This is a genomic window from Monashia sp. HAY1-5C (genome assembly GCF_056755255.1).
Genome location: NZ_JBPGXG010000113.1, coordinates 1 through 15,325, shown reverse-complemented (window position 1 = coordinate 15,325; position 15,325 = coordinate 1). Strand labels below are relative to the sequence as shown.

Here is a 15,325-nt window from a genome sequence, read left to right as displayed (position 1 = left end):
AGAAATATACGGCCTACCCCAAACTTGTCCCGTTTGCCCGCGTGGCGGAAGACCCCGGGGGTCCCCCCCCTGACCCCCCCACCGGCGCGTCCGGGGCCAGGTGCCGGGCGGCGCCGCGACGTCCCGCGGGGGCTCACTAGGCTCGTGGAGTGGCCACCCTGAGCGAGCTCCTGCGCGGACGCACCGACCTGCCGGACCATGACGTCGAGTGGTTGCAGCTGCTCGTCGGCGACTGGCAGCTGGTGGCCGACCTGTCCTTCGCCGACCTCGTCCTGTGGGTCCGCTCGGTGGGTGACCGCTGGGAGGCCGTCGCCCACGTGCGCCCGACCACCGGCCAGCTCGTCTTCGTCGACGACCAGGTCGGACGGGTCGCCGACCCGGGACGCACCCGTGACCTGCTCGACGAGGCCGCCGCCGAGCAGCGCATCCTGCGGGTGCGACAGGTCGTCGTGCAGCACGAGCAGGGACCTGACCAGTCGGTGCGCGAGGAGTACATCCCCGTCGTGCGCGGTGGCCACGTCGTCGCCGTCATGACCCGGCACACGAACCTCTGGACGACGCGGACCCCGAGCCGCCTCGAGCTGACCTACCTGGCCACCGCCGACGCCCTGTGCCGGATGATCACGGGCGGCGAGTTCCCCCACGGCAGCGCCCCCACCGGGCTGCGTCGCGGAGCCCCGCGCGTCGGTGACGGCGTCATCCGCCTCGACGTGGACGGAGTCGTCACCTACGCGAGCCCGAACGCCGTCTCGGCCTTGCACCGCCTCGGTCACCTCGGCGAGGTCGTCGGCGCGAGCCTCGCGCAGATCGTCACCGACAACGTGCGCGAGTCGTACCCGGTCGACGAGGGGCTGCCGCTCGTCGTCACCGGCCGCCAGCCCTGGCGGACCGAGGTCGTCGCCGGTGGCACGACGGTGTCGATGCGCGCCATCCCGCTCACCGAGGCCGGTCAGCGGTTCGGAGCCATCGTGCTCCTGCGCGACGTCGGCGAGCTGCGCCGGCGCGAGCGCGAGCTGATGACCAAGGACGCGACCATCCGCGAGATCCACCACCGGGTCAAGAACAACCTCCAGTCCGTGGCGGCGCTCCTGCGGCTCCAGGCGCGTCGCGTGCCGCAGGGTGAGGCGAGGGTCGCGCTCGAGGAAGCCGAGCGTCGGGTCGGCACCATCGCGATGGTCCACGACCAGCTGAGCCAGGGGTTCGACGAGACCGTCGACTTCGACGCGATCGCCCAGCGCGGCCTCAACGCCGTCGTCGAGGTGGCGGCGAACGGGGCACCGGTGCGAGCCGCCACCGAGGGCTCCTTCGGCAGCATCCGTGCCGAGGACGCGACGGCGCTGGCCATGATCATGAGCGAGCTGGTGCAGAACGCCATCGAGCACGGCCTCGGTGACGCCGGGGGACAGGTGCGCATCCACGTCGACCGGCAGACCGACGAGCGGGGCAGGTCCATGGTCGTCGTGTCGGTGGAGGACGACGGCAAGGGCATCGACCCGGCCCGGCGTCCCGGCTCGGGCCTCGGCACCCAGATCGTCCAGTCCCTCGTGGCCGACCTGCAGGGACGCATCACGTGGGAGCCACTGTTCCCGCACGGCACCCGCGCCCGGTTCACCGCGAGCCTGCGGCCCCTCGACTGAGGCCGGGCCTCCTCGACCGGAGCAACGAAAAGCCCGGCGACCGTGAGGTCACCGGGCTCGCGTCGGGTGCGATGAGGGTGGTCGCCGGCTTCAGCCCGCTCGACGGGCGCGCGCGTTGCGACGCTTGAGCGCTCGGCGCTCGTCCTCGGAGAGGCCGCCCCAGACGCCGGCGTCCTGGCCGGTCTCGAGCGCCCACTTGAGGCAGGTGTCGATGACGGGGCAGGTCCGGCACACGGCCTTGGCCTCCTCGATCTGCAGGATGGCCGGGCCGGTGTTCCCGATCGGGAAGAACAGCTCGGGGTCGGCATCCAGGCAGGCAGCGCGGTCGCGCCAGTCCATGCGGATCTTGCTCCTTCAGGTTGGTTGCGGCAGGCAGGAGCGGGGTGCCGTCCTGCTGCAGGTCTCGGGCGCCATCGTCATTGTCGGTGCCTGGGTCTCGGCGGAGGTGGTCCAGGGGGTCACCCCCTGACCAACGACGACGCGCACGAAGGTGTTCCGTACGCGTCGAGGCCGTGAACCAGTGTGACCGACATCCATGTCCGTGTTCAACGCCGCGGGCGCAGATCACACCAAGGAAAGATCTTATCGGCAGATCCCTCCCAGTTCCAGACCGGTCCACCGGGCGTGCGCGACGGCTCGGTACGCTTCGCCGGTGAGCGCCGCCCCGACCCCGCCGTCACGGCCAGTGGCCACCACCGTCGGACCCGCGCGGCTGGCCGGCGTCCTGACCCTCCTCGAGGCGCTCGTCGTCGTCGGCTTCGCGGCCTTCTACGGCTACGAGATCGCGGCCGGCGCGACCGCCACCGTGACGACGGCGGTGACCTCGGGCCTGCTCATCCTCGTCTTCGGCGCGGGCCTCGGCGCCCTGGCCCGAGGCTGGTTCCGGGCCGCGGACTGGCCGCGCACGCCGACGCTGCTGTGGAACGCCCTGCTGCTGCCCGTGGCCTGGTCGCTGCACGACTCGGGCCGGACGCCGGTGGCGCTCGGCGTCGCCGCGATGGCGCTGGCCAGCATCGGCGCGGCGCTGGCCTCACCGATGCGTCGCGGCCCGGGCGCCGAGCCGGACGACCCGGACGAGACCGGCGAGCCCGACGAGACGGACAAGCCCGACGGCTCCGACGGCTCTGAGGGCTCGGGCGGGCGCGGCGGACGACCCGTCAGCTGAGCGAGAGCCAGTCGTTCCAGCCGTTGTGGAGCACGAGCCACGCGATGAGCCCGTAACCGGCCTGGCCGGGGTGGGCACGGTCGGGGCTCGCGGCGAGGTCGGCCATCCACTGGTCGTGCGTGACGAGCGGGCGGAAGCAGTCGACGTAGGTGATGCCGCGCCGCGCGCACACGTCCGCCTGTGCCTCGGCGAGCGCCTCCAGGCGCCGGTTGAGCTCGGCGTCGAGGCTCGGGGCCAGGCCCACGACGAAGACGCCGATGCCGGCGTTCGTCGCCTCGTCGAGGATGTTGGCGAGGTTGAGCCGCGAGCGGGCCATCGTCATGCCCGACACGACGTCGTTGGTGCCGACCGACAGCACGAGGCGGCGCTCGCCGCGGCCCTTCCAGCGTGGATGGCACTCGGCCCCCCAGCGGGCCACGACGTCACCGGAGGTGTTGCCCCGGACGCCGAGGTTGTAGGCGGTGAGGTCGAGGTCGGGGTGCTGAGTCCGCGCGACGACGCGGCCGACCCAGCCGAGGCCCTTCGGGTCGCCGTAGCCGGCGGTCATCGAGGCGCCGACGAAGACCATGCCGACGTCGCGGACGCCCTCGGTGACGGTCAGCTCGGCGCTCGGCGTGTAGTACGGCGCCTCCTCGGGCGCGGCCGGCTCGTCCGGCGGCGACGGCGTCGGGTAGCGGTTCGGCGTCGAGTCGGTGAACTGGGTGTGCGACGAGGGATAGGCCGGGCCCACGCCGTACGGGTCTCGGGTGTCGCTGTCGCTGCTGTCGCTCACGGGTCAGTCCTCGTCGTCGTCCAGCCGGGCGAGCCAGGTGGCCAGGCGCTCGACCGGCACCTCGAACTCGGGGTTGAGGTCGACGAAGAGGCGCAGCTGCTCGGCGAGCCACTCGAGGGTGACCTCCTCCTCGCCGCGTCGAGCCGCCAGCTCCTCGATGCCCCGGTCGGTGAAGTACACGTGGGGAGGTTATCGCGTCCGTCGCGGGCGTCGGCGCAGGCGGGCCGAACAGCCGCGAGGACCCCCGCCACGGATGGCGGGGGTCCTCGGACGGGGGAGCGTCGTGACGTGCCGGCTCAGCGGTCGAACGCCCGGGCCAGCAGCTCGGCCTGCTCGCTCGCGTGCTTCTTCGACGAGCCGGTCGCGGGCGACGCGGCGGCCTTGCGGGCCACGACCCGCCAGGGACGGTTCTCGCCCATCTCGCAGAGGTCCTCGTGCAGCCACTGGGCCATGAGCGGCCAGGCACCCTGGTTGCGCGGTTCGTCCTGGACCCAGACGAGCTCGGCGCCGGGGTAGCGGGCGGCCGCCTCCTTGATCTCCTTCTCGGGAATCGGGTAGAGCTGCTCCACGCGGATGATGGCCGTCGAGCGGTCACCGCGCTTCTCGCGCTCGGCGTCGAGCTCGTGGACGACCTTTCCGGAGGCGAACAGGACGCGCGTCACGTCACCCGTCACGCCCTCGTGGTCGGCGAGCACGGGCCTGAAGCCGCCGGTCGTGAACGCCTCGACGTCGCTGGCCGCCGCCTTGCTGCGCAGCATCGACTTCGGGGTGAAGACGACGAGCGGCGTGCGCGGGCGGTTGTAGGCCTGCCGGCGCAGGAGGTGGAAGTAGGACGCGGCGGTCGAGGGGTACGCGACCGTCATGTTGTTCTCGGCGCACAGCTGCAGGTAGCGCTCGATGCGCGCCGAGCTGTGGTCGGGCCCCTGGCCCTCGTACCCGTGCGGCAGAAGGAGCACGACCGAGCTGCGCTGGCCCCACTTCTGCTCCGAGCTGGAGATGAACTCGTCGACGATCGTCTGGGCGCCGTTGGCGAAGTCGCCGAACTGGGCCTCCCAGAGCACGAGCGCGTCGGGCCGCTCAACCGAGTACCCGTACTCGAAGCCCATGGCCGCGTACTCGGACAGCAGCGAGTCGTAGACCCAGAAGCGGGCCTGGCCCTCGCCGAGGTAGAGCAGCGGGGTCCACTCCTCCGCGTTGTCCTTGTCGATGAGGACCGCGTGCCGCTGCACGAACGTGCCGCGCCGGCTGTCCTGACCGGCAAGGCGCACCGGGGTGCCCTCCTTGAGGAGCGTGCCGAAGGCGAGCAGCTCGGCCATCGGCCAGTCGATGCCGCCCTCGTGGACCATCTTGGCGCGCTTGTCCATGAGCTGCTTGAGCTTCGGGTGGATCGTGAAGCCCTGCGGCGGGTTGGCGAAGCTCTCGCCGATGTGGACGAGCTCGCCGGCCGGGACACCGGTGTCGGTGGCCGAGCGCACGGGGCGGGCGTCGTCCTGCACCTGGGCGGTGGGTCGCTCGAGGCCGGCGTTGTCGGGCGCGTCGCTGTCGGCGTCGGCCGGGGCTGCCGCGGGGGGCGCTGCGGCCGCGCTCTTCTTGGCCTCGCGCGTCTCGATGAACACCCGCTCCAGCTGCTGCTGGTAGTCGCGCAGTGCCGCCTCGGCGTCCTCGACGCTGATGTCACCGCGGCCGATGAGCGACTCGGTGTAGAGCTTGCGCACCGAGCGCTTGGCCTCGATGAGGTTGTACATGAGCGGCTGGGTCATCGACGGGTCGTCGCCCTCGTTGTGGCCGCGCCGGCGGTAGCAGATCATGTCGATGACGACGTCCTTGTTGAACGCCTGGCGGAAGTCGTAGGCGAGCTCGGCGACGCGGACGCACGCCTCGGGGTCGTCGCCGTTGACGTGGAAGATCGGCGCCTGGATCATCCGCGCGACGTCGGTGGCGTACACCGACGAGCGTGAGCTGCTCGGCGAGGTGGTGAAGCCGACCTGGTTGTTGATGACGACGTGGATCGTGCCGCCGGTGCGGTAGCCGCGCAGCTGCGACAGGTTGAGCGTCTCGGCCACGACGCCCTGGCCCGCGAACGCGGCGTCCCCGTGCAGGAGGACCGGCAGGACGGTGAAGGCCTCCCCGGCGAGGTTGAGCCGGTCCTGCTTGGCCCGGACGATGCCCTCGAGCACCGGGTTGACGGCCTCGAGGTGCGAGGGGTTGGCCGCGAGGTACACCTTGGTCTTGCTGCCGTCCTCGGCGACGAACTCGCCCTCGGTCCCGAGGTGGTACTTGACGTCGCCCGAGCCCTGCACCGACTTGGGGTCCTGGGTGCCCTCGAACTCGCGGAAGATCTGCCCGTAGGACTTGCCGGCGATGTTGGCCAGGACGTTGAGGCGACCGCGGTGCGGCATGCCGATGCAGACCTCGTCGAGGTCCTCGCTCGCGGCGCGGCACAGGACGCGGTCGAGGAGCGCGATGACCGACTCGCCGCCCTCGAGGGAGAAGCGCTTCTGGCCGACGAACTTCGTCTGCAGGAAGGTCTCGAAGGCCTCGGCGGCGTTGAGCCGACGCATGATCCGCATCTGCTCGTCGCGGTTGGCCTTCTCGTAGGGCCGCTCGACCTTGTCCTGGATCCACTTGCGCTGCTCGGGGTCCTGGATGTGCATGTACTCGATGCCGACGGTTCGGCAGTACGAGTCGCGCAGGATGCCGAGGATCTTGCGCAGCTTGAGGAACGGGACGCCGCCGAACCCGCCGGTGGCGAAGGTGCGGTCGAGGTCCCACAGCGTCAGGCCGTGGGTCGTGACGTCGAGGTCGTGGTGGCGACGCTGCTTGTACTCGAGCGGGTCGGTGTCGGCCATGAGGTGGCCGCGGACGCGGTAGGCGTGGATGAGCTCCTGGACACGCGCGACCTTGTTGATGTCGTCGTCGTGCGAGGAGTCGATGTCCTGGATCCAGCGGACGGGCTCGTAGGGGATGCGCAGCGACTCGAAGATCTCGTCGTAGAACGCGTTCTTGCCGAGGAGCAGCTCGTGGATGATGCGGAGGAACTCGCCGCTCTGGGCGCCCTGGATGATCCGGTGGTCGTAGGTCGAGGTGAGCGTGAGGATCTTGCTCACCGCGTTGCGGTTCAGCGTCTCGTTGCTCGCGCCCTGCCACTCGGCCGGGTACTCGAGGGCACCGACGCCGATGATGGCGCCCTGGCCCTTCATGAGGCGCGGCACCGAGTGGACGGTGCCGATGCCACCGGGGTTGGTCAGCGAGATCGTCGTGCCCTGGAAGTCCTCGACGGTCAGCTTGTTCCCGCGTGCCTTGCGGACGAGGTCCTCGTAGGCGGTCCAGAAGTGGACGAAGTCCATCTCCTCGGCCGACTTGATCGAGGGGACGACGAGGGTGCGGCTGCCGTCCGGCTTGGCCAGGTCGATGGCCAGACCGAAGTTGACGTGTGCCGGGCGCACGAGCGCGGGCTTGCCCCCGACGTCGGTGAAGCCGTTGTTCATCTCGGGCATCAGGGCGATGGCCTTGACCATCGCGAACCCGATGAGGTGGGTGAAGCTGACCTTGCCGCCGCGGGAACGGGCCAGGTGGTTGTTGATGACGACGCGGTTGTCGATGAGCAGCTTGGCCGGCACGGCACGCACGCTCGTGGCCGTCGGGACCGTCAGCGAGGTCTCCATGTTGGCCACGACGCGCGCGGGCGCACCCCGCAGCGGGATGACCTGGTCCTCGTTGACCGGGCCGGTCTCCTTCACGGCGGGGATGTCGCGCGGCTTCGGGGCCTCGGCTGCCGGCTCTGGCTTGGGCTGCGTCGTGGGCTCGGCCTTGGCGTCGGTCTTGGGCTCCGCCTTGGCTTCGGTCTTGGTGTCGGGCTTGGTGTCGGGCTTGGTGTCGGGCTTGGTGTCGGGCTTGGTGTCGGGCTTGGTGTCGGGCTTGGTGTCGGGCTTGGTGTCGGGCTTCGGTGCCGCCGGCTTGGTGGCGGGGGCCGCCTGACGAGCGGCCGGGGCAGGCGCGGCCGTGCGGTTCGTCGCGCCGTTGGCCGGCGTGGCGGCCTGACCCGTCGGGTGGGACGTCGCACCGTTGGCGTCCGTGTCACCGGGTCGGTAGTCCTCGAAGAACCCCCACCAGGCCTTGTCGACGGACTCCTTGTCCGTCAGGAACTGCTGGTAGAGCTCGTCGACGAGCCATTCGTTCGGACCGAATGCTGCGATCGGGTCTCCGGACGTGGACTGATCGGACACGGCGAATGCGCCTCTTTCGTTGGCTTGGGTGCGTCGGTGCCTAACAGGGGTCAAGCCTAGCCCCGCGCGCTCCGATACCGGACCCGAGCCGGGATGTCGAACCGGGATCCCGACGAGGCGTTGGTCACGTCGGGCCGGGGCCCGGCCGGGGCCGCGTCAGCTGATGTCGCTGCGCACCGTGCGCCACGTGCCGAGGCCGGCCATGAGGGCGGCGTACCCGGCGAGCACGAGGGCACCGGCCCACCACGACAGCTGCTCGAGCACCTCGCCGTTGAAGCCGCCGCCGCTGGTGTCGAGCATCGCCGCCGTGGCCCGGCTCGGCAGGTACGGCGCGACCGCCTTGCCCCAGTCGGTCAGGGCCAGCACGAGGCTCAGGACCGGCTCGACGATCCACGCGACGGCGACCGAGATGAGCAGCGCGGCCACCTGGTTGGGGATGAGGATGCCGGCCCCGAGGCCGATCAGCCCCCAGAGGCCGAGGACGAGCAGGGACAGCGCCAGGGTGCGCCAGATCGCCGGGTCGGCGAACGGCTCGTGGCCCTTGGACCGGAGCACCAGCGTGCCGGCCGCGACGGCACCGGACAGCGACAGCACGCCGTAGAAGGCGCCGATGCCGAGCAGCGAGACGACCTTGGCGCCCATGACGCGTCCCCGCCGGGGTGTGGCCAGGAAGGTCGCGGTGATGGTCTTGTGGCGGTACTCCGAGCCGATCGTCATGACGCCGACGGCGAGGGTGAGCAGGTAGCCGACCTGGATGCCGCCGGTGAAGACCGCCTTGGCGAGGGCCGCGTCGGTGCGCGGCGCGGCCGCCGCCTGCGGACCCCGGACGGCGTCGCTGGTGAAGACGAAGGCGAAGAGCACGGCGAACGCCGCACCGGTGAGGACGACGGCGGTGGCCATGCCCCACCAGAGCCGCGTCGTGAGGAACTTGCGGAACTCGGACCGGATCGCGGCGCTCATCGGGTCCCACGCTCCTGGTCCGAGGGGTCGGCGACGAGCGCGGGGTCGACCGGCCGGCCGCTCGGCGGGGGCAGGTCGGGCGGCACGCCGTCGGCCCGGTCCGGGCCCGCGGTCGCGCCGAGGTTGCGGTTGCGGTGCTCGCCCGACTCGGTGAGGTTGAAGAACAGCTCCTCGAGGTGGGTCTGCTCGGCCCGCAGCTCGTGGACGGCGACGTCGTTGGCGTGCGCGACGTCGCCGACCACCGCGAGGTCCTCGGTCGTCACGCGCAGGGCCCCTCGGTCCACCGGGTCGACGCGCAGGCCACGACCGCGGAGCGCGGCGGCGAGCCGCTCGGGGTCGGACGTGCGGACGAACGCGGTCGGCTCGCCGCGCAGCTCGGCAACGGTGCCCTGGGCGACGCGTCTGCCGTTGGCGATGATGACGACGTCGTCGACGGTCTGCTCGACCTCGGAGAGCATGTGGCTGGAGATGAGCAGCGTGCGGCCCTCGGCGGCGAGGTGGCGCAGGAAGCTGCGCAGCCAGCGGATGCCCTCGGGGTCGAGGCCGTTGGCCGGCTCGTCGAGGATGACGACCTGCGGGTCGCCGAGGAGCGCCGCCGCCAGGCCGAGCCGCTGGCGCATGCCCATCGAGTAGCCGCCGGCGCGTTTGCGGGCGGCGGCGGGGATGCCGACGAGCTCGAGCAGCTCGTCGACCCGGCGGCTCGGCACGCCGGCCACCGACGCCTGGACGCGCAGGTGGTCGCGCCCGCTGCGGCCGGGGTGGAAGTTCGTCGCCTCGAGGGCCGAGCCGACGACGGTGAGCGGGTTGGGGATGTCGACGTAGCGGTGGCCGTCGATCGTCGCGGTGCCGGCGCTCGGGCGGATGAGCCCGAGGAGCATCCGCAGGGTCGTGGTCTTGCCGCTGCCGTTGGGCCCGAGGAACCCGGTGATCCGGCCCGGCTCGACGTCGAGGTCGAGGTGGTCGACGGCCGTCAGCGACCCGAACCGCTTCGTCAGGCCGCGCACCTCGATGAGCCCCGGGAACCCCGACCGTGCACCCACCAGACGCTCCCTTCGTCTCCCGGCGCGACCCGGCGTCCGGCCCGAGCGCCGGTCCGGGGGTCGGCGGTCCGCGTCCGCGCCGCCGACCGCCGCGTGTGGCGCCCACTCAACCACACCGGGGTCCACGGCCCGTGCCGCTCCCTATAGTGGGCGCACCATGACGTGCGATCCCGATCCGGTCCAGCGTCCCGTCGCCGCGGGAGGCCCGCCCGCATGACCGAGTGGCTCCTCGTCCTCGGGGCGGTGCTGCTCACGGCCGGTACCGCCGTCTTCGTCGCGGCCGAGTTCTCGCTCGTCGCCCTCGACCGGCCGACGGTGCAACGGGCCATCGACGAGGGCGACTCACGGGCCCGCGTCGTGCTGCAGTCGCTCAAGCAGCTCTCGACGCAGCTGTCGGCGGCCCAGGTCGGCATCACCATCACGACGCTCGTCGTCGGCTACCTGGCCGAGCCGTCGATCGGCCAGCTCGTGTCGGGGCCGCTGACCGCTCTCGGGCTCGGGACGGGTGCTGTGCAGGCCCTGGCGAGCGCCATCGCCCTCGTGCTCGCCACGGTCTTCTCGATGGTCTTCGGCGAGCTGCTGCCGCAGTTCCTCGGCATCTCGGTGCCGCTCGCGACCGCGAAGGTCGTCGCGCTGCCCGTGCGCGTCTTCGCCCTCGTCGCCCGGCCGCTCATCGTCGTGCTCAACGGCTCGGCCAACGGGTTCCTTCGCTCGGTGGGCATCGAGCCGCAGGAGGAGCTGTCGGGTGCCCGGACCCCGCAGGAGCTCGCCAGCCTCGTGCAGCGCTCGGCCGAGGCGGGCACCCTCGACCAGGTCACGGCCCGCATGCTGACCCGCTCGCTCGGGTTCGGCGAGCGCACCGCCGACGACGTCATGACGCCGCGGGTGCGCTGCACCGGCATCCACCGTGACGAGTCGGCCGACGACGTGCTTCGCCTGTCCCGGCGCACCGGCTTCTCGCGCTTCCCGGTGCTCGGCGACGACTGGGACGACGTCGACGGGGTCGTGCACGTCAAGAAGGCCATGGCCGTGCCGCACGAGCGGCGCAAGGACGTGCCGGTGTCGGCCCTGATGTCCGAGCGGCTCGTCGTGCCGGAGACGATCCGGCTCGACCCGCTCCTGCGCCAGCTGCGCGAGGGCGGGTTCCAGATGGCCGTGGTCGTCGACGAGTACGGCGGCACCTCCGGGGTCGTCACCCTCGAGGACGTCGTCGAGGAGATCGTCGGCGAGGTCTCCGACGAGCACGACCGCAGCCGCCAGAGCGGGCGCGAGCTGCTCGACGGCTCGTGGACCGTGCCCGGGCTCTGGCGCCCGGACGAGGTGCGCGACGCCTTCGACGCCGACGTCCCGGACGGGTCCGCGTACGAGACGATGGGCGGTTTCGTCATGGCCGCCCTCGGACGCGTGCCCGCCGTCGGCGACAGCGTGCACGTACCGGGCTGGCGGATCAACGTCGTGGGCATGGAGGGACGCCGCGTCGACCGGCTCCGGTTCGTCCCGGACCCCGAGTCGCTGCCGGACGCCGCAGACGGGGGCGGCCCGCACGACGGCGCGCGCGACGCGGCCGCTCCTGTCGTGGGGCAGGACGGCTCGTGAGCGGCGCGTGGGTGTACGTCGTCTCGGTGCTCCTCCTGTTCGGGAACGCCTTCTTCGTCGGTGCCGAGTTCGCGGCGATGGCGGTGCGCCGCTCGACCCTCGAGCCGCTCGCGGAGGCCGGCAGCAAGCGGGCCGCGTCGTGCCTGCAGGCCCTCGAGCGGCTCGGCTCGATGCTCGTCACGGCCCAGCTCGGCATCACGGTGTGCTCGGTCGGGCTGGGTGCCCTCGCCGAGGCGGCGCTGCACGACCTGCTCGAACCGGTGTTCCACGGCGTCGGCCTGTCCGACGCGTGGGCGAGCGGCGCCGCCCTGGCGCTCGCGCTGCTCGCCGTCTCCTACCTGCACGTCGTCGTCGGCGAGATGATCCCGAAGAACCTCGCCATCGCCGGCCCCGACCGGGCGGCGCTCGTCCTGGTGCCGCCCCTGTTCCTCGTCGCCCGGACGCTGCGGCACATCGTCGCGGCGATGGAGGCCACGGCCAAGGGCCTCGTGCGGCTGCTCCACGTCGAGCCCAAGGACGAGCTGACGTCGGCCTTCACCGTCGAGGAGGTCGCGCACATCGTCGGCGAGTCCCGTCGCGAAGGGCTCATCGAGGAGGAGCGGCACGGCCTGGTCACGAAGACGCTCGAGTTCTCCGACAAGCTGGCCCGCGACGTCGCAGTGCCGGCCGGCGGGCTGACGACCGTCGAGCTCGGGGCGACCCCCGCCGACATCGAGCGCCTCGTGGCGCGGCACGGCTTCAGCCGCTACCCGGTGCGGGACGCAGCCGGCGAGATCGCCGGGTACATCCACCTCAAGGACATCCTGTACGCCGACGACGAGCGCCACGAGCAGCCGGTGCCTCCCAAGCGCGTCCGGCGCCTGGCGACCGTCCGCGAGGGCGACGAGGTCGAGGACGTCCTCGCCACGATGCAGCTCACCGGCGCCCACCTGGCCCGCGTCATCGACGACGAGGCCCGCGTCACCGGCGTCGTCTTCCTCGAGGACGTCCTCGAGGAGCTCGTCGGCGAGGTCACCGACACGACCCAGCGCTGAGCCTCCGCGGGGGCTCAGCCGTCACTGTCCTCCCGGGCGGTGCGCCAGTCCAGGTAGGCCTGACCGCGGGGCGCGAGCTCGTAGCCGACGTCGTGGCTGATCGTCAGGCCGAGGGCCTTGAGCTTGCGGATGTCGACCTTCATCGGGAGCAGGTCCCGGTGGAGCAGCGCGGCCAGCTCGCGGGCCACGGTGCGGGGGTTGTCGCGGATCCACTCGAGGATCTCGAGGGTCCAGGGACCGGTGTCACGAGCGTCGAGGCGGTCGAGGCGCCGGCCGATGTCCTCGAGCTCCTCGGCCTCGGGAAGCTTCTCGCGCAGGGCGATCCGGGGGTCCTCACCCGCCCAGGAGAGGCGCACGCGGTAGACCTTGTCCCCACCCCTGCCGCCGCGGGGGGACGGCGTCCGCTGCTTCGGCTCGAGGGCCCGGAGCAGGGTCGCGCGGTCCTTGACCCCGGCCCGGCGGGCGTCGCGCTCGGTGAGACGTGCGACGTCACGCACGAGCGTCACGGCGTCGAAACGCACGAGTCCGGCGGGGGTCAGCTGCGTGCCACCGACCTTGACGCGCGGGGCGTCCCACCGGCGGAAGGCCTGGGTGACCGTGCCGGCGCGGATGCCCTCGGCGACGGGTCGGGAGATGAGCACGGGCCCACCCTCGCAGAACCCGGGCCCGCGGGGGCGCCGAGCCGCGCGGACAGTTCGCAGGTGTCCGCCAGCCAGGCCCGGACCGGGGTAGCGTCACAGCGTGGCTGCGCACGGCACGGCGTTCGTCCTCGGCGGGGGCGGGCTGCTCGGTGCCGTCGAGGTGGGGATGCTCCGGGCCCTGCTCGAACGCGGCATCGTCCCCGACCTCGTCGTCGGCACGTCGGTCGGCGCGATCAACGGCGCCCTCGTCGCGGCCGACCCGACGCCCCGTGTGGCCGACCGTCTCCACGCCCTGTGGCAGAGCGCCGCTGAGGGCCGGGAGGTCTACGGCGACCGGGCCGTGCGGCAGCTCCGGCGAGCCATCCGGACGGGGACCCACCTGCACTCGGCGCGTCCGTTGCGGGACCGCATCGCCGAGGAGCTCGGCGACCGCACGTTCGAGGACCTCGCCGTCCGCTTCCAGTGCTGTGCCGCGTCGGTCGAGCGGGCCTCGGAGCACTGGTTCACGGGTGGGCGGGTCGTCGACGCCGTCGTCGCGTCCGCAGCGGTGCCGGGCCTGCTGCCGCCCGCCCTCGTCGACGGCCAGCACTACCTCGACGGGGGCATCGTCAACTCGATCCCCCTGGGGCGGGCCGTGGGGCTCGGGGCGCGGCGGGTCTTCGTCCTGCAGGTCGGCCGCGTCGACCGCCCGCTGGAGGTGCCCACGCGGCCCTGGCACGTCGCGCGGGTCTCGTTCGAGATCGCCCGTCGGCACCGTTTCGTGCGCGAGCTCGCCGAGGTCCCCGACGACGTCGAGGTGCACGTCCTGCCGACCGGCGCCGCCGCCGACGAGGTGGACACCGTGCGCACGTACCGCGACTTCTCGCTCGTGCGCGGACGCATCGAGGCCGCGCACCGCTCGGCGGGCGCCTACCTCGACGCGCTGGGCGCGTTCCCGACCCCGGGCCGGCCCGGCGACGCCGAGGACCGGCGAGGGCGGTGATCCGGCCCTGGCTCCACGGGGCGCTCGGGGCCGTGCGTCGTCTGGTCTTCGCCGTGGTGCTCCTGGCGCTGGCCGGTGCTGCCGTCGTGGCCCTGCCGCTGGCGCTCGTGCTCGCCGGGGCGCTGTCGCCCCTGGTCCCCGGCCGACGGCGGCCGCTGCGGCTCCTCTGGATCGCGCTGGTCCACGTGCTCCTCGAGGCGGTCCTGATCCTCGTCATGCTCGACCTCTGGGTCGCCTCGGGACTCGGCTGGGCGATCCGGCGTCCGATGTTCGAACGGGCCCACTACGCGCTCGTGCGCACCTATCTCGTCGTCATGTTCCGCGAGGCCCGCCGGGTGCTGCGGCTGCGTGTGGTCCGCGAGGGCGAGGCACCGGACCAGACGGCGCCCGGGCCGGTGCTCGTGCTGTGCCGGCACGCGGGTCCCGCCGACTCGTTCACCGTCGTCTACGCGCTCCAGCGCTGGTACGGGCGCGAGCCCCGGGTCGTCCTCAAGGACACCATGGCGCTGGACCCGGCCATCGGTCTGGTCCTGCACCGGCTCCCGGCCCGGTTCATCTCACCGAACCCGCGGTCCTCGCGTGACAGCGAGGTGGTGGAACGCGAGATCGCCGACCTCGCCACCGGGCTCGACGACGACGACGCCTTCGTCATCTTCCCGGAAGGGGGCAACTTCAGCCCCGCGCGCCGGGCGCGGTCCATCGAGACGCTGCGCCGAAAGGGTCACGCGGACATGGCGGCCCGCGCCGAGCACATGACCAACGTCCTTCCGCCGCGACCGGGCGGTGTCATCGCGGCGCTCGACGCGGCACCCACGGCGGACGTCGTCTTCGTGGCGCACACGGGGCTCGACCACCTCGTCACCGTCCGGGACGTCTGGCGCGAGCTGCCGATGGACAAGCAGATCATCATGCGGTGGTGGCGGGTGCCTGCCGAGGCTGTGCCGGCCGGGCGCGAGGAGCGCATCGACTGGCTCTTCACGTGGTGGGAACGGATAGACGCCTGGGTCGAGGAGAACCGCCCCGTCGACCTCTCGCTCGACCGTCGTGCCGACATCGCGCCGCGGCCCTGAGCGAGGGCCGACGCGATTCACGGATGGTCCGGCCGGGCTGCTACTCTCACCGGGCGCACGAAAGTGCACGCCCCCGTAGCTCAGGGGATAGAGCACCGCCCTCCGGAGGCGGGAGCGCAGGTTCGAATCCTGCCGGGGGCACCAGCCGGGACGAGGCCCCGAGACCTGTCTCTTATACACATCTGACGCTGCCGACGACGGA

Annotated in this window: 13 protein-coding genes and 1 tRNA gene; 7 read left to right on the top strand and 7 right to left on the bottom strand. The window is 72.4% G+C overall.

The features are described from left to right. Positions 1-149 precede the first annotated feature (149 nt). The gene (locus tag ACR9ZK_RS16045; protein ID WP_481342953.1) at positions 150-1,637 is read left to right on the top strand and encodes a sensor histidine kinase; all 1,488 of its coding nucleotides are present in this window, start codon (positions 150-152) and stop codon (positions 1,635-1,637) included. Between the two features lie 90 nt (positions 1,638-1,727). Here the strand turns inward: ACR9ZK_RS16045 and ACR9ZK_RS16040 are convergent, their stop codons facing one another. Beyond that, entirely contained in the window at positions 1,728-1,976 is a 249-nt protein-coding gene (locus ACR9ZK_RS16040; RefSeq protein WP_013493302.1) for a WhiB family transcriptional regulator, read from the bottom strand. A 313-nt stretch (positions 1,977-2,289) separates the two neighbouring features. On the opposite strand from ACR9ZK_RS16040, the gene ACR9ZK_RS16035 reads away from it, so the two are divergent. After that, positions 2,290-2,802 (top strand): hypothetical protein, encoded by a 513-nt coding sequence (locus tag ACR9ZK_RS16035; protein WP_481342952.1) that lies wholly within the window; start codon positions 2,290-2,292, stop codon positions 2,800-2,802. Here the strand turns inward: ACR9ZK_RS16035 and ACR9ZK_RS16030 are convergent. The 5 genes from ACR9ZK_RS16030 to ACR9ZK_RS16010 form a co-directional block, all read right to left on the bottom strand. After that, positions 2,795-3,574 carry a GDSL-type esterase/lipase family protein gene (locus ACR9ZK_RS16030; RefSeq protein ID WP_481342951.1) on the bottom strand — a complete coding sequence of 260 codons (780 nt, stop codon included), beginning with the start codon at positions 3,572-3,574 and terminating at the stop codon, positions 2,795-2,797. The two genes, ACR9ZK_RS16035 and ACR9ZK_RS16030, sit on opposite strands and share 8 nt — an antisense overlap. Before the next feature lie 3 nt (positions 3,575-3,577). Beyond that, positions 3,578-3,754 (bottom strand): DUF6104 family protein, encoded by a 177-nt coding sequence (locus ACR9ZK_RS16025; RefSeq protein ID WP_481342950.1) that lies wholly within the window; start codon positions 3,752-3,754, stop codon positions 3,578-3,580. A gap of 116 nt (positions 3,755-3,870) precedes the next feature. Further along, positions 3,871-7,800, bottom strand: a complete 3,930-nt coding sequence (locus ACR9ZK_RS16020) for a multifunctional oxoglutarate decarboxylase/oxoglutarate dehydrogenase thiamine pyrophosphate-binding subunit/dihydrolipoyllysine-residue succinyltransferase subunit (protein ID WP_481342949.1) — start codon at positions 7,798-7,800, stop codon at positions 3,871-3,873. Between the two features lie 156 nt (positions 7,801-7,956). Next, complete coding sequence (locus ACR9ZK_RS16015; RefSeq protein WP_481342948.1) at positions 7,957-8,760, bottom strand: ABC transporter permease; 804 nt, start codon at positions 8,758-8,760, stop codon at positions 7,957-7,959. Next, complete coding sequence (locus ACR9ZK_RS16010) at positions 8,757-9,800, bottom strand: ABC transporter ATP-binding protein (RefSeq protein ID WP_481342947.1); 1,044 nt, start codon at positions 9,798-9,800, stop codon at positions 8,757-8,759. The genes ACR9ZK_RS16015 and ACR9ZK_RS16010 overlap by 4 nt, the downstream gene beginning before the upstream one ends. A 213-nt stretch (positions 9,801-10,013) precedes the next feature. Here ACR9ZK_RS16010 and ACR9ZK_RS16005 point away from each other — a divergent pair, with 213 nt between their 5' ends. Beyond that, positions 10,014-11,396 (top strand): hemolysin family protein, encoded by a 1,383-nt coding sequence (locus tag ACR9ZK_RS16005; RefSeq protein WP_481342946.1) that lies wholly within the window; start codon positions 10,014-10,016, stop codon positions 11,394-11,396. Then, positions 11,393-12,430: a hemolysin family protein gene (locus ACR9ZK_RS16000; protein WP_481342945.1), complete on the top strand. Its 1,038-nt coding sequence runs from the start codon at positions 11,393-11,395 to the stop codon at positions 12,428-12,430. The genes ACR9ZK_RS16005 and ACR9ZK_RS16000 overlap by 4 nt, the downstream gene beginning before the upstream one ends. Before the next feature lie 14 nt (positions 12,431-12,444). On the opposite strand, the gene ACR9ZK_RS15995 is transcribed toward ACR9ZK_RS16000, so the two are convergent. Further along, positions 12,445-13,071, bottom strand: coding sequence for an ASCH domain-containing protein (locus ACR9ZK_RS15995; RefSeq protein ID WP_481342944.1), 627 nt, complete (start codon positions 13,069-13,071; stop codon positions 12,445-12,447). A gap of 100 nt (positions 13,072-13,171) precedes the next feature. On the opposite strand from ACR9ZK_RS15995, the gene ACR9ZK_RS15990 reads away from it, so the two are divergent. The 3 genes from ACR9ZK_RS15990 (at position 13,172) to ACR9ZK_RS15980 (ending at position 15,267) form a co-directional block, all read left to right on the top strand. Then, a complete protein-coding gene (locus ACR9ZK_RS15990) occupies positions 13,172-14,053 on the top strand; it encodes a patatin-like phospholipase family protein (RefSeq protein ID WP_481342943.1) in 882 nt (293 codons plus the stop codon). Next, positions 14,050-15,123, top strand: coding sequence for a 1-acyl-sn-glycerol-3-phosphate acyltransferase (locus tag ACR9ZK_RS15985; RefSeq protein WP_481342942.1), 1,074 nt, complete (start codon positions 14,050-14,052; stop codon positions 15,121-15,123). Before ACR9ZK_RS15990 ends, ACR9ZK_RS15985 begins: the two co-directional genes overlap by 4 nt. Positions 15,124-15,192: 69 nt before the next feature. Beyond that, positions 15,193-15,267: transfer RNA gene (locus ACR9ZK_RS15980), tRNA-Arg, on the top strand. The last annotated feature ends 58 nt before the right edge of the window (positions 15,268-15,325 follow it).